Source organism: Bradyrhizobium sp. F1.4.3, from assembly GCF_040548375.1.
GTDB lineage: Bacteria > Pseudomonadota > Alphaproteobacteria > Rhizobiales > Xanthobacteraceae > Bradyrhizobium.
In genome coordinates, this window is record NZ_JBEPRN010000007.1 from 1 (window position 1) to 21,288 (window position 21,288).

General features: G+C 63.7%; 25 protein-coding genes. 17 read left to right on the forward strand and 8 right to left on the reverse strand.

Features of this window, described 5'->3' with window-relative positions:
- Positions 1–203: 203 nt before the first annotated feature.
- A complete protein-coding gene (locus tag ABIB73_RS19785; RefSeq protein WP_354226481.1) occupies positions 204–713 on the reverse strand; it encodes a hypothetical protein in 510 nt (169 codons plus the stop codon).
- 186 nt (positions 714–899) lie between these two features.
- Between ABIB73_RS19785 and ABIB73_RS19790 the strand changes: the two genes are divergently transcribed.
- Together ABIB73_RS19790 and ABIB73_RS19795 are read left to right on the forward strand one after the other, a co-directional pair.
- Positions 900–1,175 carry a PsiF family protein gene (locus tag ABIB73_RS19790; RefSeq protein WP_354226483.1) on the forward strand — a complete coding sequence of 92 codons (276 nt, stop codon included), beginning with the start codon at positions 900–902 and terminating at the stop codon, positions 1,173–1,175.
- A 100-nt stretch (positions 1,176–1,275) separates the two neighbouring features.
- Entirely contained in the window at positions 1,276–2,361 is a 1,086-nt protein-coding gene (locus ABIB73_RS19795; protein WP_354226485.1) for an AbrB family transcriptional regulator, read from the forward strand.
- On the opposite strand, the gene ABIB73_RS19800 is transcribed toward ABIB73_RS19795, so the two are convergent.
- Positions 2,358–2,990 (reverse strand): pyridoxamine 5'-phosphate oxidase family protein, encoded by a 633-nt coding sequence (locus ABIB73_RS19800; protein ID WP_354226487.1) that lies wholly within the window; start codon positions 2,988–2,990, stop codon positions 2,358–2,360. The genes ABIB73_RS19795 and ABIB73_RS19800 overlap by 4 nt on opposite strands.
- A gap of 121 nt (positions 2,991–3,111) precedes the next feature.
- On the opposite strand from ABIB73_RS19800, the gene ABIB73_RS19805 reads away from it, so the two are divergent.
- Positions 3,112–3,996 (forward strand): LysR family transcriptional regulator, encoded by an 885-nt coding sequence (locus ABIB73_RS19805; protein ID WP_354226489.1) that lies wholly within the window; start codon positions 3,112–3,114, stop codon positions 3,994–3,996.
- Positions 3,997–4,135: 139 nt separating this feature from the next.
- On the opposite strand, the gene ABIB73_RS19810 is transcribed toward ABIB73_RS19805, so the two are convergent.
- A complete protein-coding gene (locus tag ABIB73_RS19810) occupies positions 4,136–4,555 on the reverse strand; it encodes a PaaI family thioesterase (RefSeq protein ID WP_354226491.1) in 420 nt (139 codons plus the stop codon).
- A gap of 245 nt (positions 4,556–4,800) precedes the next feature.
- Positions 4,801–5,970, reverse strand: coding sequence for a 4-hydroxybenzoate 3-monooxygenase (pobA, locus tag ABIB73_RS19815; protein WP_354226493.1), 1,170 nt, complete (start codon positions 5,968–5,970; stop codon positions 4,801–4,803).
- 248 nt (positions 5,971–6,218) lie between these two features.
- On the opposite strand from pobA, the gene ABIB73_RS19820 reads away from it, so the two are divergent.
- From ABIB73_RS19820 to ABIB73_RS19870, 11 genes are all read left to right on the forward strand, one after another.
- On the forward strand, positions 6,219–7,235 hold the full coding sequence (locus ABIB73_RS19820; protein ID WP_354226495.1) for a TRAP transporter substrate-binding protein: 1,017 nt from the start codon (positions 6,219–6,221) through the stop codon (positions 7,233–7,235).
- A 253-nt stretch (positions 7,236–7,488) separates the two neighbouring features.
- On the forward strand, positions 7,489–7,998 hold the full coding sequence (locus ABIB73_RS19825; protein ID WP_354226497.1) for a TRAP transporter small permease: 510 nt from the start codon (positions 7,489–7,491) through the stop codon (positions 7,996–7,998).
- A 2-nt stretch (positions 7,999–8,000) separates the two neighbouring features.
- Positions 8,001–9,320 (forward strand): TRAP transporter large permease, encoded by a 1,320-nt coding sequence (locus ABIB73_RS19830; protein WP_354226499.1) that lies wholly within the window; start codon positions 8,001–8,003, stop codon positions 9,318–9,320.
- Between the two features lie 11 nt (positions 9,321–9,331).
- Positions 9,332–9,793, forward strand: a complete 462-nt coding sequence (locus ABIB73_RS19835) for a DUF3237 domain-containing protein (protein WP_354226501.1) — start codon at positions 9,332–9,334, stop codon at positions 9,791–9,793.
- Positions 9,794–9,838: 45 nt separating this feature from the next.
- Positions 9,839–10,027, forward strand: coding sequence for a type II toxin-antitoxin system HicA family toxin (locus ABIB73_RS19840; RefSeq protein ID WP_354226503.1), 189 nt, complete (start codon positions 9,839–9,841; stop codon positions 10,025–10,027).
- Positions 10,028–10,032: 5 nt separating this feature from the next.
- Positions 10,033–10,431, forward strand: a complete 399-nt coding sequence (locus ABIB73_RS19845; RefSeq protein WP_354226505.1) for a type II toxin-antitoxin system HicB family antitoxin — start codon at positions 10,033–10,035, stop codon at positions 10,429–10,431.
- Positions 10,432–10,572: 141 nt separating this feature from the next.
- Positions 10,573–11,382 carry a crotonase/enoyl-CoA hydratase family protein gene (locus ABIB73_RS19850; RefSeq protein WP_354226507.1) on the forward strand — a complete coding sequence of 270 codons (810 nt, stop codon included), beginning with the start codon at positions 10,573–10,575 and terminating at the stop codon, positions 11,380–11,382.
- On the forward strand, positions 11,379–13,262 hold the full coding sequence (locus ABIB73_RS19855) for a feruloyl-CoA synthase (RefSeq protein WP_354226509.1): 1,884 nt from the start codon (positions 11,379–11,381) through the stop codon (positions 13,260–13,262). Before ABIB73_RS19850 ends, ABIB73_RS19855 begins: the two co-directional genes overlap by 4 nt.
- 20 nt (positions 13,263–13,282) lie before the next feature.
- On the forward strand, positions 13,283–14,044 hold the full coding sequence (locus ABIB73_RS19860) for an SDR family NAD(P)-dependent oxidoreductase (RefSeq protein WP_092230819.1): 762 nt from the start codon (positions 13,283–13,285) through the stop codon (positions 14,042–14,044).
- A gap of 185 nt (positions 14,045–14,229) precedes the next feature.
- On the forward strand, positions 14,230–14,649 hold the full coding sequence (locus ABIB73_RS19865) for an acyl-CoA thioesterase (RefSeq protein WP_354226511.1): 420 nt from the start codon (positions 14,230–14,232) through the stop codon (positions 14,647–14,649).
- A 91-nt stretch (positions 14,650–14,740) separates the two neighbouring features.
- Entirely contained in the window at positions 14,741–15,892 is a 1,152-nt protein-coding gene (locus ABIB73_RS19870) for an ABC transporter substrate-binding protein (RefSeq protein WP_354226513.1), read from the forward strand.
- A 270-nt stretch (positions 15,893–16,162) separates the two neighbouring features.
- Here the strand turns inward: ABIB73_RS19870 and ABIB73_RS19875 are convergent, their stop codons facing one another.
- Together ABIB73_RS19875 and ABIB73_RS19880 are read right to left on the reverse strand one after the other, a co-directional pair.
- Entirely contained in the window at positions 16,163–16,891 is a 729-nt protein-coding gene (locus tag ABIB73_RS19875; RefSeq protein WP_354226515.1) for a glutathione S-transferase family protein, read from the reverse strand.
- 37 nt (positions 16,892–16,928) lie between these two features.
- Positions 16,929–17,204: a hypothetical protein gene (locus tag ABIB73_RS19880; protein ID WP_354226517.1), complete on the reverse strand. Its 276-nt coding sequence runs from the start codon at positions 17,202–17,204 to the stop codon at positions 16,929–16,931.
- A gap of 113 nt (positions 17,205–17,317) precedes the next feature.
- On the opposite strand from ABIB73_RS19880, the gene ABIB73_RS19885 reads away from it, so the two are divergent.
- Complete coding sequence (locus ABIB73_RS19885; protein WP_027530661.1) at positions 17,318–18,016, forward strand: helix-turn-helix transcriptional regulator; 699 nt, start codon at positions 17,318–17,320, stop codon at positions 18,014–18,016.
- Positions 18,017–18,021: 5 nt separating this feature from the next.
- A complete protein-coding gene (locus ABIB73_RS19890; protein WP_354226519.1) occupies positions 18,022–18,345 on the forward strand; it encodes a YkgJ family cysteine cluster protein in 324 nt (107 codons plus the stop codon).
- Here the strand turns inward: ABIB73_RS19890 and ABIB73_RS19895 are convergent.
- Positions 18,342–18,740: a hypothetical protein gene (locus ABIB73_RS19895; RefSeq protein ID WP_354226521.1), complete on the reverse strand. Its 399-nt coding sequence runs from the start codon at positions 18,738–18,740 to the stop codon at positions 18,342–18,344. The two genes, ABIB73_RS19890 and ABIB73_RS19895, sit on opposite strands and share 4 nt — an antisense overlap.
- A gap of 299 nt (positions 18,741–19,039) precedes the next feature.
- On the reverse strand, positions 19,040–19,387 hold the full coding sequence (locus ABIB73_RS19900) for a DUF3307 domain-containing protein (RefSeq protein WP_045005783.1): 348 nt from the start codon (positions 19,385–19,387) through the stop codon (positions 19,040–19,042).
- A 408-nt stretch (positions 19,388–19,795) separates the two neighbouring features.
- Here ABIB73_RS19900 and ABIB73_RS19905 point away from each other — a divergent pair, with 408 nt between their 5' ends.
- Positions 19,796–21,241, forward strand: a complete 1,446-nt coding sequence (locus tag ABIB73_RS19905) for a TAXI family TRAP transporter solute-binding subunit (protein ID WP_354226523.1) — start codon at positions 19,796–19,798, stop codon at positions 21,239–21,241.
- The last annotated feature ends 47 nt before the right edge of the window (positions 21,242–21,288 follow it).

Sequence of the window (21,288 nt, forward strand, 5' to 3'; positions counted from 1 at the left end):
CGTCCGTCAAAACGAATCGGTGCATCCAAAGCTCCTTTCGGAGCTTGAATCACGGATGTTCCAATCTGTGAATCCTGAATCTCAACAGACCCTAGAGCATGATCCGGAAAAGTGCGCAGCGGTTTTCCGGAAAGATCATGCTCAAACAATAACCTAAGCAAGAGGCCGGAGCTTGGCTCCGGCCTCTGCGTCGTCTTGAAGCCTCAGGCCGCGCCCTTCAGCTTCTTGTTGCATTCGCTGTAATAGCCGCCGCCCTTCTCGATCCACTTCATGCCGCCATTGCCGTTGGTGGTCTTGTTGGCATTGTACTGGTCGACGCAAGTGTGCAGGCGCGCCTTGCCGGCGCTCTCCTTGGCATATTTCGCATCGACCGCGCTCGGGAAGACGGCGTTGCCCATCGGCATTGTCGGCATCGTCGATGCCGGGGCGGCCGCGGGAGCGGCCTCCTTCTTCGCGGCCGTCTTCGGCTCGGCAGGAGCCGCGGGCGCAGCCGGGGCAGCCGCGGTCGGTGCAGCGGCAGGCGTTGCGTCGGCGCCGCACTGGGCCTTGCGGAAGTCATTCCACTTCATGGTGCCGAGCGAGCCGTCCTTCTTGGCGGCCTGATATTTCGCGCTGCACTCCTGGGAGGTCAGCGCCTGCGCCGGTGCAGCCGCTAGCAACGCCGCAAAGCCCGACACCGCAACCGCACACAATAATTTCGCTTGAATGGTCATCCTTGGTCTCCCTCAGGGAAGCAAAACGAGGATTGCTATCCTAGCGTGCCGGAGACTTCCGACAAGGAAGCGATGGCGTTCGCGGCCAAAATTTAGTGATCGCGCCATTCAGATTATTCATGTCGCGTTCAGCATCGCGGGCCGACGTTCACCGCCCTTCACCAACGCAAGAAGAGTGCAAACGCCATGACCCTCGCTTCGCGCCTCGCCGTCGTCGCCCTCGCCTCCCTGCTCGCGACCGGCACCGCCTTCGCACAGACCGCCGCGCCGGCCGCCAAGACGGACGCAGCTGCCACCACCGACAAGAAGGCGCCGAAGGAGCATTCGGCCGAATCGCTCGAGTGCTCCAAGCAGGCCGACGCCAAGGGTCTGCACGGCAAGGAGCGCAAGAAATTCCGCTCGGACTGCATCAAGACCGCCAAGGCTGGCATGGCCGCACCGGCCGCCGCCGACAAGAAGTAAATCCGTCACAATCCTCCCCGGCGCATCGGCAGGAGGCGCACGCATTGCGGCATGACATAGCCGCAATTGTGCGCCCCTCGCCGATTTGCGATAAGGTGGTGTGAAGCAAATCACCGCCTCCCTTCCGTTCGAATGGCCGAGCCGCGCCAGGGTCTTGAGCACGGTTGAGACGCTGGTCATCGGCGCGGCCGGCGGCCTGGCGTTTCTGGCTGCCGGCCTTCCAGGTGGGCTGATTTCGGGCTCGATGATCGCGGTCGGTGCAGCGGCGATCGCCGGACGCCAGCTCTCGGTGCCGCCGCTCCTGACCCAGACCGTGCTGGTGTTGCTCGGCATTTCGCTGGGCTCCGTCGTCTCGCGCCATCTGATCCAGCAGGTCAGTGCCTATCCGCTGACCATCGGGCTATTGGCGCTGGCGACGTTCTGCTCGACCTTCGGCTCGAGCTATTACCTCCAGCGCGTCCATGGCTGGGATCGTACCTCGGCATTCCTCGCCGGCAGCCCCGGCGCGCTGTCCCAGATCACGATCCTGGCGGTCGAGCGCGGCGCCGACCTGCCGGGCATCGCGGTGGTGCAAACCATGCGCGTGATCATCCTGACGGCGGCGCTGCCGATGGTGCTGGCAATCGCGGGGGTGGCGCCGTCCGTCGCGCCGTCGCTGACGACGGCGATCGCCTCGCCGCTCGACCTGGTCGAGCTGGTTGCCGCCTCGCTGGCGGCATCGCTTTTGTTGCGGCTGATCAAATTTCCGGCGAGCTGGATGTTCGGCGCGATGATCGCCTCCAGCGTGCTGCACGGCGCGGGCTGGGTCGAGGGCGGCCTGCCGGGCTGGGTGCGTGGCGTGGCGCTGGTCGGGATCGGCGCGCTGATCGGCAGCCGCTTTGCCCGGATGCGATTCAAGACGCTGGCCGGCCACATCAACGCGGCGCTGGGCTCGTTCGGGGTGGCCATCGCTGTTTCCGCCATCTTCGTCGGCATTGTGGCGCTCACGACGCAGGTGAAATTCTCCGACGTCGTGGTCGCCTTTGCGCCAGGCGCAATGGACGCCATGCTGGCGCTGGCGCTGACGCTGCACATCGACCCGATCTTCGTCGGCGCCCATCACCTCTCGCGCTTCGTATTCGTGACGATCGCAACGCCCGGCATCGTGCACCTGTTCGGCCGTACGCAGGACGATGTGGACGATTAGCTTGCTTCTCCCGTCGCCTGCCCCTTCAGCGCCGCAAGCTCCGCCTCCAGCTCCGCAATCCGCTGGTCCCTTGACGCTAGCGCCGCCGCGACATCCGCGGCGTCGAACTTCTGCGGAATGTGCTGCGGGCAGTTGGTATCCCAGGCGGCGATCTTGAACACGATCACCTGCTCGGGCCGCGCGCGGTAGCCCCTCGGCATCAAGGACTGCGTCAGCGCATCGTCGTCCTCAACCACGCTCGCCTCGCCCCAGATTTTCACCCGGCGGCGATGGGCGTAGTCCATGAGGAAGATATAGGCCTTGGAGTTTTCCGAGAGGTTGCCCTGGGTGAGGAATTGCTGGTTGCCGGCGTAGTCGGCGAAGGCGAGCGTCTGCTTGTCCAACACCTTCAGAAACCCATTCGGGCCGCCGCGGTGCTGGATGTAGGGCTGGCCGTCGGCCGAGGCGGTCGCGAAATAGAAGCTGTTGGCATCAGCGAGGAACCCGGCCAGTTTCTCGTCGACCTCGGTACGCCAGCCGTGCTGCTCGGCACGGGCATAGGCCTCTCGCGAGCCCTTGCGGGTCTGGATCTCCTTCACCGCGGGCGTGAAGGCCACGTCGCTGGCATAGGTCCGGGCTGCTACGGTCATCGGAACATCTCCTGGAATTCCTGCGCACATCTGCGTCTTTCAGTCGTCAAGATGGACCTCCCAGCTACTAAAACAATCATCCAGCTTGACACTTCATCATTGCGATATATGCAATAATGCCATGGACCGCCTCGACGCCATGAACGTCTTCGTCACCGTCGCCGATTTGCGCGGCTTTGCGCCGGCGGCGCGCAAGCTGCGGCTGTCGCCCTCGGCGGTGACGCGGCTGATCGCGGCGCTGGAGGAGCATCTCGGCGCGCGGCTGCTGCAACGGACCACGCGGCAGGTGGCGTTGACCGACGTCGGTACGCGCTATCTGGAGCGCGCCCGGCGCATCCTCGCCGATGTCGAGGAGGCCGACGGCTCCGCACGCGAGGAGCGCAACCGGCCGAGCGGGCGGCTGGTGGTGTCGGCGCCGGTCGGCTTCGGCCGGCTGCATGTCGGTCCCGTCATGACCGCCTATCTCAAGCGTTATCCTGAGGTCGCCGGAGAATTGCGGCTGTCGGACCATCTCGTCAATCTCGTGGAAGACGCTGTCGACGCCGCAGTGCGTATCGGCCATCTCGCCGACTCCTCGCTGGTCGCACGCCAGGTCGGCGAGATGCGGCGGATCGTGGTGGCGACGCCCGGCTATCTCAAGCGCCATGGCGAGCCGAAGACGCCGGAGGCACTGCTGGAGCACCAGACCATCCAGTTTGGCCCCGCGACCGAATGGCGCTTCGTGCGCGACGGCCGCGATATCGAGATCGCGCCCTCTCCCCGCTTCATCAGCAACAGCGCCGACGCAGCGCTGCAATATGCTGAAGCCGGTGGCGGCGTGACGCGCGTGCTGGCCTATCAGGCCGCCCAGGGGTTGAAGCGCGGGCGGCTCAGAATCGTGCTGGCGAAATATGAGCAGCCGGCGCTGCCGATCCATATCGTCTACCCGACCTCGCGCCTGCTCTCGGCCAAGGTGCGGGCGTTCATCGATCTCGTGGTGGAGACGACGGATTGGAGGTTTGGGTGAGGTCTCGTGTCCCGGACGCGCCGCGGAGCGGCGCAGAGCCGGGACCCAGAAGGCGGCTGGGCTCCGTTCGTGTGGGTAGGCCCCGGCTCTGCAGCGCACCGCCGAAGAAGCGCTGCGCTGCGTCCGGGGCACGGAGACGTCACCTCTTCTTCGGCACCACCCGAAAGGTCCCGCTCGCCCGCGCAATCACGGTGTCGTCCGCCTTGATCAGGCTCTGCGCGAAGCAGATCGTGCTGCCGGCCTTGATCACGTCGCTCTCGACCGCGAGCCATTGGCCGATCTCGGCGGTGCCGACGAAATCGACCGCCAGCGAGATCGTCACGAAGGTCGTCGTCCACCCTGTCGCCTGCGCGCAACTATAACCCATGGCGTTGTCCGCGAGCGCTGCGATGAGCCCGCCATGGATCAACCCGCGCGCATTGGTGTGCGGCTTTCCAAGACGCAGTCCGACGACCACGGCTTTCTCGGTGCGCTTGGAATAGAGCGGCTCCCAGGGATCGGTGAAAGGGCTCTTGCGGAAGTGCGGCTCGAAGCCGTCAGGAATGTCGGGGCTGGTCATGTGCATCTCGCGTCGCTGGCCGGATTGCCGCCATTGAACGCGATGTCGATGACAGTTTCACCGCCTACAAAGTTTTAAACGGAATTTGCGCGGGGTGTTTGAAATGAACTGCGGCACGTCACAATAACTGTCATCGCCCGCCTTGTGCGCAATTGCGCAGTGGGGCGGGCGATCCAGTATTCCAGAGACGGTGACGTGATACGGCGTACTGGGTGCCCCGCCTTCGCGGGGCATGACAGCTGTTGTCAAAACGGCAGCCCCACGTAATTCTCCGACAGCGACGTCATCGCGGCCTGCGACTGCGTGACGTAGTCGAGCTCGGCGAGCTGGATACGGGCGCCGATGGTGCCGGTATCGGGGAATTTGTGCAGCATCGAGGTCATCCACCAGGAGAAGCGCACGGCCTTCCAGACGCGTGCGAGCGCCTTGGCGGAATAGGCATCGATCCCGGCGCTGGATTTCTCATCGTAGAATTCGCGGAACGCGCTTGCGAGATAATGCGCATCGCTGGCAGCCAGGTTCAGCCCCTTGGCACCGGTCGGCGGCACGATGTGGGCGGCATCGCCGCACAGGAACATCTTGCCAAAGCGCATCGGCTCGGCGACGAAGCTGCGGAGCGGTGCGATACTCTTCTCTATCGAAGGCCCGGTGATGAGGCCGTCGGCCGCCTCCTGGTCGAGCCTGCGCTTCAGCTCGTCCCAGAAGCGGTCATCCGGCCATTGGTCGACATGGTCGTCGAGCGAGCACTGCACATAATGCCGGCTGCGCTTCATCGAGCGCATGGTGCAGAGCGCAAAGCCGCGGGCGTGGTTGGAATAGATCAGTTCGTGGCTGACCGGCGGCGTCTCGGACAAGATGCCAAGCCAGCCGAACGGATAGACCCGCTCGAACTCCTCGATCGCCGAGGACGGGACGCTGGCGCGGCTGACGCCGTGAAAGCCGTCGCAGCCGGCGATGAAGTCGCAATCGATCTCGTGGGTGACGCCGTCCTTGACCCAGGTTACGCGCGGGTGACCACTATCGAAATCATGCAGCTGCACGTCATTGGCTTCGTAAACCGTGGTGAGGCCGGCGGCGGCGCGCGCATTCATCAGGTCGAGCGTGACCTCGGTCTGGCCGTAGATCATGACCGTCTTGCCGGTCGCAGCCTTCATGTCGATACGGTGACGGCGGCCGGAAAAAGCGAGCTCGATGCCCTCATGCAGCAGGCCTTCGGCGTGCGCCCGCGCACCGGCGCCGACCTGGTCGAGCAGCGCGACGGTTCCTTCCTCCAGGAGGCCGGCGCGGATGCGCCCGAGCACGTAATCCGGGCTCTGCCGCTCCAGAATGAGGTTGTCGATGCCGTATCTGTGCAGCAGTTGCCCAAGCAACAATCCAGCCGGCCCGGCCCCGATGATTGCGACTTTTGTCCGCAATACTTGCTCCTCCCGATCCTGTAGGGTGCGTCGCGGCTCGCTTGTCGCGTTGGTCCGTGCAGGATAATTATATCATATAACGGTTGGGCAAAAGGGGAGTGCTGGTCGCCGCGCGACAAATCCATGCAACATGGCTGACGTAGATGACGCGCCAGTTCCGGCTTGAACCCGCCGGCCAATTAGATAACATGTTAAATAACGAGACCGGGCCATCGAAGCCCGCCGTTGAAAAGAGGGAGAGACGCGTGATGAGAAAAGCCTGTCTGGCTTTGCTGCTGGCAGCAAGCGTGAGCCCTGCGTTCGCGCAGGACAAGACCTTCGATTTGAAGATCTCGCACTGGGTGCCGGCCTCGCATCCGCTGCAAAAGTCGCTGGAAGACTGGGCGGCCGCGGTGGAGAAGGATTCCGGCGGCACCATCAAGGGCAAGGTGTTTCCGTCCCAGCAGCTCGGCAAGGCGTTCGACCATTACGACATGGCGCGCGACGGCATCGCGGACGTCACCTATGTCAATCCCGGCTATCAGCCCGGCCGCTTCCCGATCATCGGTGCCGGCGAATTGCCGTTTCTGATCTCGGACGCCAAGGGAGGCTCGATGGGGCTGGACGCATGGTATCGCAAATATGCCGAGAAGGAGATGAAGGACGTCAAATACTGTCTCGCCTTCGTCCACTCGCCCTCCTCCTTCCACTCCCGCACCAAGAAGATCGTGATGCCGGAGGACGTGAAGGGGCTGAAGATCCGTCCCGCTCACGCCACCATGGCGAATTTCGTCACCTCGCTCGGCGGCACCAACGTGCAGTCGTCCGCACCTGAAGTGCGCGACATCATCGAGCGCGGCGTCGCCGACGCCGTCACCTTCCCCTGGGGCTCGCTGGTGCTGTTCGGCATCGACAAGGTGACCAAATACCACATGGAGGCGCCGCTCTACACCACGACCTTCGTGTTCGTCATGAATAAGGACAAGTACAATGCGATGTCCGACAAGCAGAAGGCCGCGATCGACAAGAACTGCTCGACCGAAATGGCGGGCGTGGTCGGCGAGCACTGGGGCAAGTTCGAGGACGCCGGCGTCGACAAGGTGAAGGCGGAAGAAGGCCACGAGGTCTACAAGCTGACACCGGACCAGACCGCCGCCTGGAAGAAGGCCGCCGAGCCGCTGGTCAAGACCTGGGCCGACGGCGCCAAGAAGGCCGGCGCCGATCCGGATGCCGCGCTCGCGGATCTGAAGGCATCGCTGAAGAAGTACAACGCGCTGGCGGAGTGACGCGATGCCGCCGCGGCGGGCTCCTCTTCCCCCTCGCCCCGTTCTTACGAGGGCGCGACGAGCTTCGCTCGCGCTGTGAGGGTTGGGGTGAGGGGCCGCTTCCACAAAGATGGTGACAGGTGGGCTCGAGGAGAGTCCCCCTCACCCGGAATCCGCGCTTGCGCGCGCATTCCGGCCTCTCCCCTCACGCAGGGACAGGCGAAGTGCGCGGCGGGGACCAGGATCGATCAATGATATCACGCAGGAAACTCCCATGAAGCGCGCCTGGATGGATCGCTTTATCGATGCGATCGAATGGATCGCGGCCGGCTTCGTCGGCATCGTCGCACTCGACATCTTCCTGTCCGTGCTGCTACGCAACACGCTGAACTATGCGATCCCCGACTCTTTCGACATCGGCCGCATGCTGCTCGGCATCCTGATCTTCTGGGGCATCGCCGCGACATCCTATCGCGGCACCCACATCACGGTAGACTTGGTCTGGGCCAATGTCGGGCCGCGCTATCAGCGCTGGATCGACGTGTTCGCGACGCTCGTGCTGCTGTTCGTCGTCACCGTGCAGACCTGGACGCTCTTCGACAAGGTGCGTGGCACCTACAACGACAACGTCCAGACCTTCGACATGCACATGCCGACCTGGCCGTTTTTCGCGATCGCCTGGATCGGCGATGTTTCCGCAGTGCTGCTGATCGCGATCCGCACTTACCGGCTGATCTTCCATCCCGAAGAGATGCACGACCCCAAGCTGAAGGCGACGGAGTAATCATGAGCACCGATGCCGTCGCCGTTCTCGGCTTCGTTTCCCTGTTCGCCCTGATGCTGCTGCGCGTGCCCGTCGGCATGGCCATGGGCCTCGTCGGCGTCTCCGGTTTCACCTATCTCGTCGGCGCGACGCCTGCGCTGAAACTGGTCGGCCAGACCTCGATGCGCACGGTCACCGACTACACCTTTGGCGTCATCCCGATGTTCCTGCTGATGGGCTCCTTCGTCAGCAATTCCGGGATGAGCCGCGAGCTGTTCCGCGCCGCCAACGGCTTTGTCGGGCATTTGCGCGGCGGGCTCGGCATCGCCACCATCGGCGCCTGCGGCGGCTTCGCCGCGATCTGCGGCTCTTCCGTCGCGACCGCAGCGACCTTCTCCGCCGTCGCCTACCCCGAGATGCGCCGCTTCGGCTATCCGCAATCCTTTGCCACCGGCGTGATCGCGGCCGGCGGCACGCTGGGTGCAATGCTGCCGCCCTCCACCGTACTTGCGGTCTACGGCATCATCACCGAGCAGGACATCGGAAAGCTCTTCATCGCCGGCATCATCCCGGGCCTGCTGGCGATGACCATGTACATGATCACGATCTTCCTGATTGGCTATTTCCGCCCCGACTTCCTGCCCAAGGGCAAGGTGCTGCCGTGGCGCGAGCGCTTCGCGGGCTTGAAGGACATCTGGGCGCCGGTGCTGCTGTTCGTCTTCGTCATCGGTGGCCTCTACGGCCTGCCCTTCCTGCCTCGCTTCACCCCGACCGAGGCCGGCGGCGTCGGCGCCACCGGCGCCTTCATCATCGGCGTGGTGACGGGCCGGCTCGACCGCGAGAAGATTTTTGCGTCGCTGCTCCAGGCAACGCGCACCGCGGCGGCCGTTTTCACCGTGCTGATCGGCGCGCTGATCTTCGGCTACTTCCTCACGGTGACGCAGACGCCACAGAAGGTGACGGAATTCCTCACCGGCCTCGGCCTGGGCAGCTACGGCGTGCTAGCGCTGATCATGGTGATGTATCTCGTGCTCGGCTGCCTGATGGACGCCATGGCGATGATCATCCTCACCGTGCCGATCATCTTCCCGGTCATCACGCATCTCGGATTCGATCCGATCTGGTTCGGCGTCATCATCGTGATGACGGTCGAGCTCGGCCTGATCCATCCGCCGGTCGGCATGAACGTCTTCGTCATCAAGAGCGTGGTGAAGGACGTCTCCTTCTCCACCATCTTCAAGGGCGTGATCCCGTTCGTGGCAACCGACCTGGTGCGGCTGGTGATCCTGATCGCCTTCCCACTGCTGGCGACCTGGCTCCCGACGCGGATGATGGCGCATTGAAAGGTGAAGCGATGAGCACACCGGCTCTTGAGACAAAGTACGTCTTCACCATCACCGCGAAGATCGGCGACGTCATCAGCGCCGGCGAGACTGGCATCGGCGTCCGCCGCATCATTCCGATCGTTGGCGGCGAGGTGAACGGCGCAATCAGCGGCAAGGTGCTGCCGTTCGGCGCGGACTTCCAGACCATCCGTCCCAACGAGCTGATCGATCTCGAAGCCAGATACGCTTTCGAGACCGACGACGGCGCCACCGTCTATGTCGAAAACAAAGGCATGCGCTTCGGCCCGGTCGAGCTGCTGCAAAAGCTCAAACGCGGCGAGCCGGTCGATCCGAAACTGATCTACTTCCGCACCGCGCCGCGGTTCGAGACGGGTCACGAAAAATATCGATGGCTGATGGAGCATATTTTCGTCGGCTCAGCCGCGCGGCATGCCGACTGCGTGGTGATCGACGTGCATCAGGTGGTGTGAGCCCCTCATTGACAAATGCGCGCCCAGTGTGTATAAATACACACCATGAATAGTCGAGAGATTGTCTCGGCCCTTCAAAGGGATGGCTGGGTCCAAGTGGCTCAAAAAGGCAGCCACGTTCAGTTCAAGCACCCGACGAAACAGGGCCGCGTGACCGTCCCTCATCCGAAGCGGGACGTCCCGCTCGGGACATTGAGAAGTATTGAAAGGCAATCCGGCCTGAAGCTGACGTGAGCGCCATGCATCATTACATCGGTTTGATCCATAAGGATGCCGACAGCGATTTCGGCGTGTCGTTTCCCGATCTTCCGGGCGTCGTGACCGCGGGAACCACGCTCGACGAGGCGCGGGACATGGCTGAGGAAGCGCTCGCATTTCACCTCGAAGGCATGGCGGAAGACGGAGAAGAAATTCCAGAGCCTTCGTCGCTCGAAGAGATCATGTCGGATCCCGAGAACCGCTCGGGCGTCGCGATTCTGGTATCGGTGAAGGACGAGCAGCCAAAGATCGTCCGCGTCAACGTCACCTTGCCCGGCGATGTCCTGGAGCAAATCGACAAATATGCCGAGGCCCACGGATACACGCGATCGGGCCTGCTTGCTCAGGCTGCGAAGAAGCTGATTACCGACGCCGCCTGAGACCCTTCCGCGCGTTTTGCTCGATACCGCGTCCAAATTGCCTGATGTCTCCTGGGCCGGAGGAAGCCCTTACGCGCCGCGACCGCTTATTGACTCCTCCCGAATTCGTTATACAACATAACTATTCTGACAAGGACGCAAATGACACAGGGAAACGCCGAGACCGCTGACGCGGGTGCAGCAGGGCTGCTCAAGATTGAGCGGGAGGACCGGGTTCTGACCGTGGGTCTGAACCGGCCGGCCAAGCGCAATGCGCTCAACGACGGCATCATCCTGGAGATCGGCGAATGCTTTGCGTCCCTGCCCGAGGACATTGGCGCCGTCGTCATCCATGGCATCGGCGACCATTTCTCCTCCGGCCTCGACCTCTCCGAACTCCAGGATCATGACGCGACCGGAGGCCTGCTGCATTCGCAGATGTGGCACCGGGTGTTCGACCGCATCCAGTATAGCCGCGTGCCGGTGATCGCAGCGCTCAAGGGCGCCGTGATCGGCGGCGGGCTGGAGCTGGCCTGCGCCGCGCATATCCGCGTCGCCGAACCCTCGACCTATTTCGCCCTGCCCGAGGGACAGCGCGGCATCTTCGTCGGCGGCGGCGGCTCTGTGCGGCTGCCGCGGTTGATCGGCGTGGCGCGGATGATGGACATGATGCTGACGGGGCGGGTCTATTCCGCGACCGAAGGTGCATCTTACGGCTTTGCGCAATATGTGACGGACGCCGGCAACGGCCTCGCCAAGGCGCTGGAGCTCGCGACCAAGATCGCCTCCAACGCGCCGCTGACGAATTTTGCCGTGCTCCAGGCGCTGCCGATGATCGCGGAGGCCAATCCGCAGACCGGCCTGCTGATGGAATCGCTGATGGCGACGGTCGCGCAGAGCGACAAGGAAGCAAAGCGCAGGATCCGCGAATTCCTCGAGCACAAGACCGCCAAGGTGAAGCCGAAATCATGAGCGCACAGCCGTCCTCTTCCAGCACAGAGCGCGGCGTGAGCAATTTTCCGCTGCGGCCGATCTCGTTCGGCGATCCCGCCATCAACATCGATCGGCGCGACGACGGCACGATTTACCTCAGGCCGAAGCAGCCGCTCGGCGACTATCCCGTCCGCATCACCGACCGCCTGCATCACTGGGCGAAGACGACGCCGGACCGCGTCTTCATGGCGGAACGCGAAGGCGGCCGCGGCTGGCGCAAGATCACCTATGCCGAGCTGCTCACCGCGAGCCGGCACATTGCTTCCGCGCTGATTCAGCGTGGCCTCTCGGCCGAGCGGCCGGTCGTCATCCTCTCCGGCAATTCGATCGACCATGCGCTGCTGGCCTTCGGTGCATTCCATGCCGGCATCCCGTTCTGCCCTGTGTCGCCGGCCTATTCGCTGGTGTCGAAGGACTACGGCAAGCTCTCTTACTTGATGAAATTGCTGACGCCCGGCCTGGTCTTCGCCGAGGACGCCGACAAGTTCGCGGACGCGCTTGCTGCCAACGTCTCGCTCGGCACCGAGATCGCCGCATCCTACGGCAGCGTGCCGGGTCGCGACGTCATGCGGCTCGCCGACCTGATGGCGACGCCGGTCCGCGGCGATCTCGATGAGGTGCACGGCAAAATCGGCCCCGATACAATCGCAAAGTTCCTGCTGACCTCGGGCTCGACCGGAAACCCCAAGGCCGTTGTCAACACGCAGCGCATGATCTGCGCCAACCAGGTGATGCTGCGCGAGACGCTCGCCTTCCTCAAGGATGAGCCGCCGGTCATCATCGACTGGCTGCCCTGGAATCACACCTTTGGCGGCAACCACAATATCGGGCTGACGCTCTACAATGGCGGCTCGATGTATCTCGACGCCGGCAAGCCGATGCCCGGCGGCATCGAGGAGACCGTGCGCAATCTCCAGGAGATTTCGCCGACCGTCTATTTCAACGTCCCCAAGGGCTACGAGTCGCTGCTACCTTATCTGCGCGACGACCAGGGCCTGCGCGCAAAATTCTTCGACCGGCTGCACGCGATGTTCTTCTCCGGCGCAGCACTCTCGCCTTTCGTATGGAACAGCCTCGACGAACTCGCGGTGAAGGAGAAGGGCTATCGCGTGCCGATGCTGACCGGCCTCGGCGCTACCGAGACCGCGCCGTTCTTCATGTCGGTCAATCCGCGCACCAGCCGGTCCGGCCATGTCGGCCTGCCGGTCTCCGGCAATGACGCCAAGCTGGTGCCGAACAACGGCAAGTTGGAAGTGCGCTGCAAGGGACCGAACGTGATGCCCGGTTACTGGCGCCAGCCCGAGATCACCGCAAAATCTTTCGACGAGGAAGGCTTTTACAAGCTTGGCGATGCACTCAAGCCGGCCGACCCCAACGATCTCGATGCCGGCTTCGATTTCGACGGTCGCATCGGTGAGGATTTCAAGCTCGCGAGCGGCACCTGGGTCAGCGTCGGCCCCTTACGCGCGCGCTTCGTCGCGGCGTGTGCACCGCTGGTGCGCGACGTCGTGATCGCCGGCATCAATCGCGACGAGGTCTCCGCGCTGGTCTTGCTCGATCTCGACGGCTGCCGCCTGATCAATCCGACACTGCCGGCCGACAATCTCGCCGTCACCGCCCGCGACCGGCTGGTTCGCGAGGCTTTCCGCGAGCGACTGACGCACTTCCTGGCCTCGGCCACGGGATCCTCGACGCGGATCACGCGCGCGATCCTCATGGACACGCCGCTCTCGATCGACAAGGGCGAGGTCACCGACAAGGGCTCGATCAACCAGCGCGCGGTGCTGGAGCATCGCACAGCATTGATCGAGGAGCTCTACGCTGCCAATCCATCGGACCGTGTGATATCGGTCGGGTAAGAAATCATAAGGAGAACGCCATGTTGTTGAAGGATCAGGCCGCGATTGTCACGGGCGGTGCATCGGGACTGGGCGCCGCGACCGCGCGAAAGCTCGCGGCGCAGGGCGCCAAGGTTGCGGTTTGCGATCTCAATGCCAAGCTCGCCGAGACCGTTGCCGCCGAGATCAAGGGCGTGGCGGTGACCTGCGACGTCTCCGATGCCGCCTCCGCTGAAGCCGCGATCGCGCAGGCGACCAAGGCCCATGGCCCGGCCCGCGTGCTGGTCAATTGCGCCGGCATCGGCGTTGCCAAGCGCGTCGTCGGTCGCGACGGGCCGATGGCGCTTGCCGATTTCGACAAGGTGATCAAGGTCAATCTGATCGGCACCTTCAACATGCTGCGCCTCGCCGCGACCGAGATGTCCAAGCTCGAGCCGCAGGCGACCGGCGAACGCGGCGTCATCATCAACACGGCCTCCGTTGCCGCCTATGACGGCCAGATCGGCCAGTCGGCCTATTCGGCCTCGAAGGGCGGCATCGTCGGCATGACGCTGCCGATCGCGCGCGAGCTGGCGCAGTTCGGTGTTCGCGTGCTGACGATTGCGCCCGGCCTGTTCCTCACCCCGCTGCTGGCCAACCTGCCGCAGGAAGCCCAGGATTCTCTCGCCGCCGCGATTCCCTTCCCGCGCCGGCTCGGTCACGCCGACGAGTTCGCGGCACTTGCGCTGCACATGGTCGAGAATTCCTATCTGAACGGCGAAGTGGTCCGGCTCGACGGCTCGCTGCGCATGGCGCCGAAGTGAGCCGAATGACTCGATCTGCGGCCGCGATTTCGACCTTACCTCTCCCTTGGGGAGAGGTCGGCGCGGAGCGCCGGATGAGGCGCTCGGCTCTATCGAGGGACCTTAATCCCTCACCCGAATTGCTTTCGCAATTCGACCTCTCCCTCCGGGAGAGGTGTGGCACAGCGCTAATGGATACATAACGCATGTTCGTGAACCGGCGCGACGTCCAGATTCAGTGGGGCGATTGCGACCCCGCCAACATCGTCTACTACCCGCGCTATTTCGGCATGTTCGACGATTCGACCTCGGTCCTGTTCGAGACAGCCGGCTTCTCGAAGCAGGACCTGGTCCACAAATACGGCCTGGTCGGCATCCCCATGGTCGACACACGGGCGAAATTCTACATCCCCTCGACCCATGGCGACTGGATCACCATCGAAACCAGGATCGAGAGCATCAAGCGCTCGAGCTTCGAGGTGAAGCACAATGTCTACAAGGGCGAAGATCTCGCCATCGAGGCGTTCGAAACCCGCGTCCTGGTCGGCCGCGACCCGGCCAATCCGGACAAGCTGAAATCGGCACCCTTCCCGCCCGAAATGGTGGCGAAATTGGTGGGGAATTAGATTCTGGAGCTAAATCGCCGCATCACCAAAAGAGGGGGCTGAATTACCCCCCGATATCTGCTTTCAAAGAAACACCCAAAGGGAGGAATGAATGAAACGGCTTTACCTGACCGCCGCGATTGCGGCGGCTTCGCTTGCCTTGCCGGCCCTGCCCGCGCTGGCCCAGACCAACGAAATCACCATCGGCATCACCACCACCACGACCGGCCCGGGCGCTGCGCTGGGCATTCCCGAGCGCAACGCGCTGGAATTCGTGCCGAAGGAAATCGGCGGCGTGCCGCTGAAGGTGATCGTGCTCGATGACGGCGGCGACCCGACCACTGCGACCACCAACGCCCGCCGCTTCGTGACGGAATCCAAGGCCGACGTCATCATGGGTTCGGCGATAACACCGCCGACGATTGCGGTCTCCAACGTCGCCAACGAAGCCGGCATTCCGCATTTCGGCCTCTCCCCGTTCCCGATCACGCCGGAACGGGCCAAATGGTCGGTGGCGATGCCGCAGCCGATACCGATCATGGGCAAGGTGCTCTACGAGCACATGAAGGCCCACAACGTGAAGACGGTCGGCTATATCGGCTATTCCGACTCCTACGGCGACCTCTGGTTCAACGATCTCAAGGCCCAGGGCGTGCCGATGGGCCTGACCATTGCTGACGAGGAGCGTTTCGCGCGTCCCGACACGTCGGTGACCGGACAGGTGCTGAAGCTCGTCGCCGCCAATCCTGATGCGATCCTGGTCGGCGCCTCCGGCACCGCGGCCGCGCTGCCGCAGACCGAGCTGCGCGAGCGCGGCTATCAGGGCCTGATCTACCAGACCCACGGCGCGGCCAGCATGGATTTCATCCGCATCGCCGGCAAGGCTGCGGAAGGCGTGCTGATGGCCTCCGGCCCGGTGATGGATCCCGAGGACCAGCCCGACAGTGCCCTCACCAAGAAGCCGGGCATGGCGCTGAACACGGCTTATGAGGGCAAATACGGCCCGAACAGCCGCAGCCAGTTCGCCGGCCACTCCTACGATGCCTTCGAGATCCTGAAGCGCGTCATTCCGGTGGCCCTGAAGACGGCCAAGCCCGGCACGCCGGAATTCCGCGAGGCAATCCGTCAGGCGCTGCTCTCGGAGCGGGAAATCGCCGCGAGCCAGGGCGTCTACAACTTCACCGAAAAGGACCGCTATGGCCTCGACGACCGCTCGCGCATCCTGCTCACGGTGAAGGACGGCAAGTACACGCTCGCGAAGTAAGCGCGGCGACAGTTTGAGGCGGCGAGAGCCGGCCCAATGGGCCGGCTCTTCTCTTTTCCAAATTGATAACGAACTGCGTCTGCGGTGTTGCTGCGCCCCCTCTCCCGCTTGCGGGAGAGGGCTGGGGTGAGGGTGCCGCCTCGTTGGGATTGTCCGGGCCTTCAGAGGAAGTCCCCCAGCGGAGAGAGCCCTCACCCGCCGCGCTCTGCGAGCGCGTCGACCTCTCCCGCAAGCGGGAGAGGTGCACCGAGCCCGTGGACGCGCCGAACGCTAGGCCGCCTGCCGCAGCGGCGTCCAGGCGAACTCCGGATAGTATGTGTCCATCATCCGGTCGACATAGGCGGTGAGGTTCGGAAATCCCTCGGCGCGCTCGCGCAGGCGGGATTCGAAGAACGGCGTCAGAATTCCGGCGAGCGCGCCGAACGCGGTCGCATCGACACCGCTGGGCTTGTTACCCATCAAATAGGACTTGTCGCCAAGCTGCACCGACAGCGCGAACAGCGAGCGCACCGCGAGATCGACGTCGTCATCGGGCGCGTGACGGCCGAGGCCGGACAGCAGATAGTTCTCGGCGACACGGAATTGCGCGTACTCGCGCAGCTTCTCGCGATTGTGCTCCGGCGCGCCATCGAAGAAATGCGCAGGCCCCTTGGCGAAGTTGACGGCGTCGACCCAGCGCGCGCCGACCAGCGACCAATAGACGTGATGCTCGATCATGCGCTCGAACGCCCAGGCCTGCGCACGCTCCTGCAAACTGAGGCCGGCGTCGAAATCGAAGCCGTAGCGGCGCTCGATATGGGCGCGGATGAAGGTGGAATCGGCCACCGCCTCGCCGCTATCGTCGATGAACGGCAGCTGCCCCTTTGGCGAAGCCGGCGGCATCGCACGCTCCTTCCGGTAGGGCAGCCCCGCCATCCTGAGCTGCACCTCCGTCTTGGTGACGAAGGGGCTGATTTCCGGCAGGCCAAAGCCCGTGCCAAAGCCGTAAAGCGTGATCATGTGAGCTCTCCTGAACCACCGAAAGAGTTGACGGAACCTAACTGCCGGCTGCTGCCACCATGGTGGCAGCAGTCGTGATATCTTCTGCGAAACGGGCCCCTCGCCAGGCGCGGCTCATGACATGGCGGACCAGCGCGTCCGCGGCCTGCATCAGCGAGCGCGTCACCACACTCACGAGTACCAGGCGGAGGTCGACGGCCATGAGATCGAGGGACACGAGACGGCTGAACGCCCAGGCCTGCCACGCCTGGACGTTAAAAGCCTGGGCCTGCCACAGCGGACCGGCCGGGCCGAAATGGGTTGGAATGATCATGGACAAATCCTCTTCAGTCGATGTGTTGTCCCGGTATAGAACTCCCCTGCTGACAACATCCTGTCAGCATCCGCGCGCCGCTTTTTGAATCGATCATCGATGAGAGAATTGTCATGAGACGCGCCGACCGGCTGTTTCAGATCATCCAGGTGCTGAGACGCACGCGTAAGCCGTTGACGGCGGATGCGATCGCGGCCGAGCTGGAGACCTCGAAGCGCACCATCTATCGCGACATCGCGACGCTGATGGGCCAGCGCGTGCCGATCCGCGGCGAAGCCGGCATGGGCTACATCCTGGAAAAAGGTTTTGACCTGCCGCCCCTGATGCTGACACCCGACGAGATCGAGGCGGCGGTGCTGGGCGCGCAGTGGGTCGCCGGCCATGCCGATTCCACGCTGGCACGCGCGGCCGAAGACTTGATGGCCAAGATCGCCGACACTGTGCCGGAGCGCCTGCGCCCCTTCGTTCTGGAGCCGGCAAGCCGCGCGCGGCCGAGCTGGAACCGGGAGCCGGACCGCCTGGACATGGCGCGCACGCGCACCCAGATCCACGAGGGCAAGAAGATCATGCTGCGCTATCGCGACGAGCAGGGCCGCCCCAGCGAGCGCATGATCTGGCCGATTTCGGTTGGCTATCTCGAAGCGGTCCGCCTGCTCGCGGCCTGGTGCGAGCTGCGCAGCGACTTCCGCAGCTTCCGCACCGACCGCGTGGTGGACGCGACCTATCTCGACGAACGATACCCGGAGCGGCGCGACGTGCTGCGCGCCAAATGGCGGCAGAGCCTGGTCTGGGGCCCGCCGAAGGACACGTGACGACGATGAATGAGACGTCCGCGATCGACCTGTCGAGCTGCTGCCAGAGTTGCGGCGCCTGCTGCGGCTATTCGGCGAACTGGCCGCGCTTCTCGATCGAGAGCGACGAGGAGCTTGCGTTGATCCCGGAAGCTCTCGTCAACGAACGGCAATCCGGCATGCGCTGCGAGGGCGATCGCTGTTCGGCGTTGCAGGGAGAGATCGGGAAGGAGACCGCCTGCGGCATCTATGCGGTGCGGCCGGAGGTGTGCCGCACCTGCATGCCCGGCGACGCCGAATGCGCGATGGCGCGGCGAAAGTTCGGGCTGCCTGTGATCGAGGTAGCTTAGGCCGGAACGGCTTCGCTGATCTCGTCGTCGAGTTCGTCATCGATCGGTGCAAGCACCGAAAGCGGCTTGGTCGACAGCGTGATCGGCTTGCGGCCGCCCGACAGTGATGGCGACGCTTTGGCCGAGCCTTCGCGCGACAGCGCGTAGAGCGTCGAGCCGACACGGCCGCCGTTTTCGATCAGGTCGCGCTCGTTACAGCTGGCTGCGATCGCGACCGCCAACGAATGCAGATGGCTGCGGCGATAGCAGAACAGCGCCAGCATGGCGCGGACGTTTGGGGAAACAGTTTCAACCAGCCTCGGCAGGCCACTCTCATTGGCGCGATACATTTCGCCAAGGAGTTCCTCGCGGACCGGGCAGAAATCGCTTTCAAAGGCGTCACGGCTTGAAAACATTGCAGTTCTCCCTCGTGTGGGAAGATGCAGCGCAATTCGCTAATGAAAGGTTAACCACCCTGGGCGGTAGTCACCCGGGGTCCTTGCGCCTATGACGCGAATCAGGGGCCGCTGGGACCGCCATTGCGGCCATCCTTCGAGACGCCCGCCATGTCGGGCCCTCGGGATGAGGGTCACAGCAAGTGGCGCGATCGTTGACCCTCATGGTGAGGAGCGCCGCCTTCGGCGCGTTAGCGGACGGTGCTTCGCATCGCCGCGAGAACCATAAGGTCGAGCAGCCTCCCAGAGCTGCCGACCCGTCAGTTGGCGGCCATGAAGATGGAAAGGCCGAAGCCAGTGAGATGATGCAGCGCCTGGTCGACGCCGATCAGGGTCCAGAACCAGGGATGCTCCTGGTTGACGCCGAAATTGGCCGAGACCAGCCCCTTGGCCCGGTCGATCGTGATGTGGATCGCGAAATCGATCAGCGCCACGAACCAGAATCTCGGCGCGACGATGAGGATCAGCGGCAGCGCAACCGCAAGGTGAATCAGGCAATGCACAAGAAGCGGCAAAGCCCAGCCGTGCTTCTGGTCCTTGCCTTGCGCCATCCAAGCGGTCTGCAGAACGAAATCGGCGATGATGTGCTTGAAGGTGAGCAGCAACATCCAGCCAATGAGCGCTTCGACCGGAACCGCCGATGACATGGGTGGAAACGACAAAGCTGACGCCCTCGTTGACTTCAAAAGAAAAAATAGAGCGTTCAGCGCAACTTCTTCTTGGACCCGTCAGATCGTCGGGACCGATGATTTATGACATCTCCTGCGGCGGAATGCAGCCGGGGGGAACTGGAAAATCGTCAACTGTGGCTAAACGGTGATAGGAGGACCAAGCGCAGCGGATGCGCCGAGTAAGGTTACCTTCGGCGCGGAATTTGCATTCTATTGCCGGAGCGCTATCATCCCCAGGCAGAGGAATATCGTTCTTTTTTTCAGGCGTTTAGGAATTGCAGGGCGCCCGCCGCGATCAAATCCGCGAGCCGCCCGTGAGCCAGAAAATAAGGCCAGAGTGCTGCCATGAGTGCTGAAGGCCCGACCTCGTCGACCGAGCTCCCGCCCCCCCGGCGTCCCAAAGTCATCAAGACCAACCAGCAGCAGGTCCTGCTGTACGTCGTGCTGACCCTACTGCTGTCACTCGCCACCGTCTGGGCCGGCCGCGCCATGTGGCACAATTCGGAGACGCTGACCTTTGCCGTCGGCACTCCCAACAGCGACGAGGCACTGTTGGCGGCCAAGCTCGCCACCGTGCTGAAGAACAACGCCTCGCGCTTCCGCATCAAGGTCCTCAACAACACCGACAATGTCAAGGCGCTCGCGCAGTTCGACCGCAGGCAGGCCGATCTTGCCGTCCTGCGCACCGACGCCAAAGTGCCGCCGCGGGCGCGGACACTCGCGATCCTGGAGCACGATCTCGTGCTCCTGCTCGGGCCCGGCAGCAAGAAGATCAAGTCGCTCGCCGAGTTGAAGAAGAAGAAGGTCGCCGTCATTGCCGAGAACGAGGCCTCGCTCGCCTTCGTCCGCAATATCCTCGACATTCCCGACGGTCCCGACGCCGCGAAGATCCAGATGGCGCCGCAAGGCGCGACCCTCGACAAGCTGCTTGCGCCGGCGAGCGGTTTCAGTGCGGTCATCGCCATCGTCCATGCCTCCAAGGCGGTGCGCGACAAGGCCTATGAGCAGGTCGCCAAACGCGGCGGCTTCACGCTGAATGCGATCGACGAAGCCAAGGCGCTGGCGCGCAAATTCCCTGGGATTTCCGACGAGACGCTGACGGCGGGCACGCTGTCGGCTTCGCCCGAGATCCCTGACGACGATCTTGATACGATCGGGCTCGAGTGGCTGCTTGTCGCGCAATCCAAGATGTCGGCGACCACCGCCGGCGAGATCGCGCGCACCATCTACGAGAACAAGTCCGCGCTCGGACTCGACAGCGGCTTCGCGACCCACATCGAGCCGGCCTCCGTCGAGAAGGACGCCTTCGTGATGGCGCATCAGGGAGCCGCCGATTACATCAACGACGACACCAAGTCGTTCATGGATAAGTACAGCGATCTGATGTACCTGGGCGCTGCTGCGCTCAGCGTCATCGGCTCGATCTTCGCCGGAATCTACGCCAAGGTCACCCGGATCGCGCCGGAGAAGGCGAGCGAGCTTTCGACTGCCATTCTCGATATCGGCGAGCGCATCGAACACGCCCATTCGCTGGACCAGATCGAATGCCTCCAGGACGAGCTGGAGGGCATCTTGCGCGGCGCCGTCATAGGCTTGCGCGACGGCACCATCAGTACTGACGGGCTCGACACCTTCAAGCTCGGCTACGAATTCGTCCGCGACGAGATCGGCATGCGCCGCGATTACCTCAAGCGCCACGCCGGCGAAGTCGAGAAGGCCGCCCGCGAGGCCGCCCCTCCCCCGCATGACGACACCAACGTCGTGGTGGTGAAGACAGCTCAGAGTGCCTGACCTATTGGCCCGAAGCTTTGAGGACGGCGGGTGACCGGCGTTTCCGG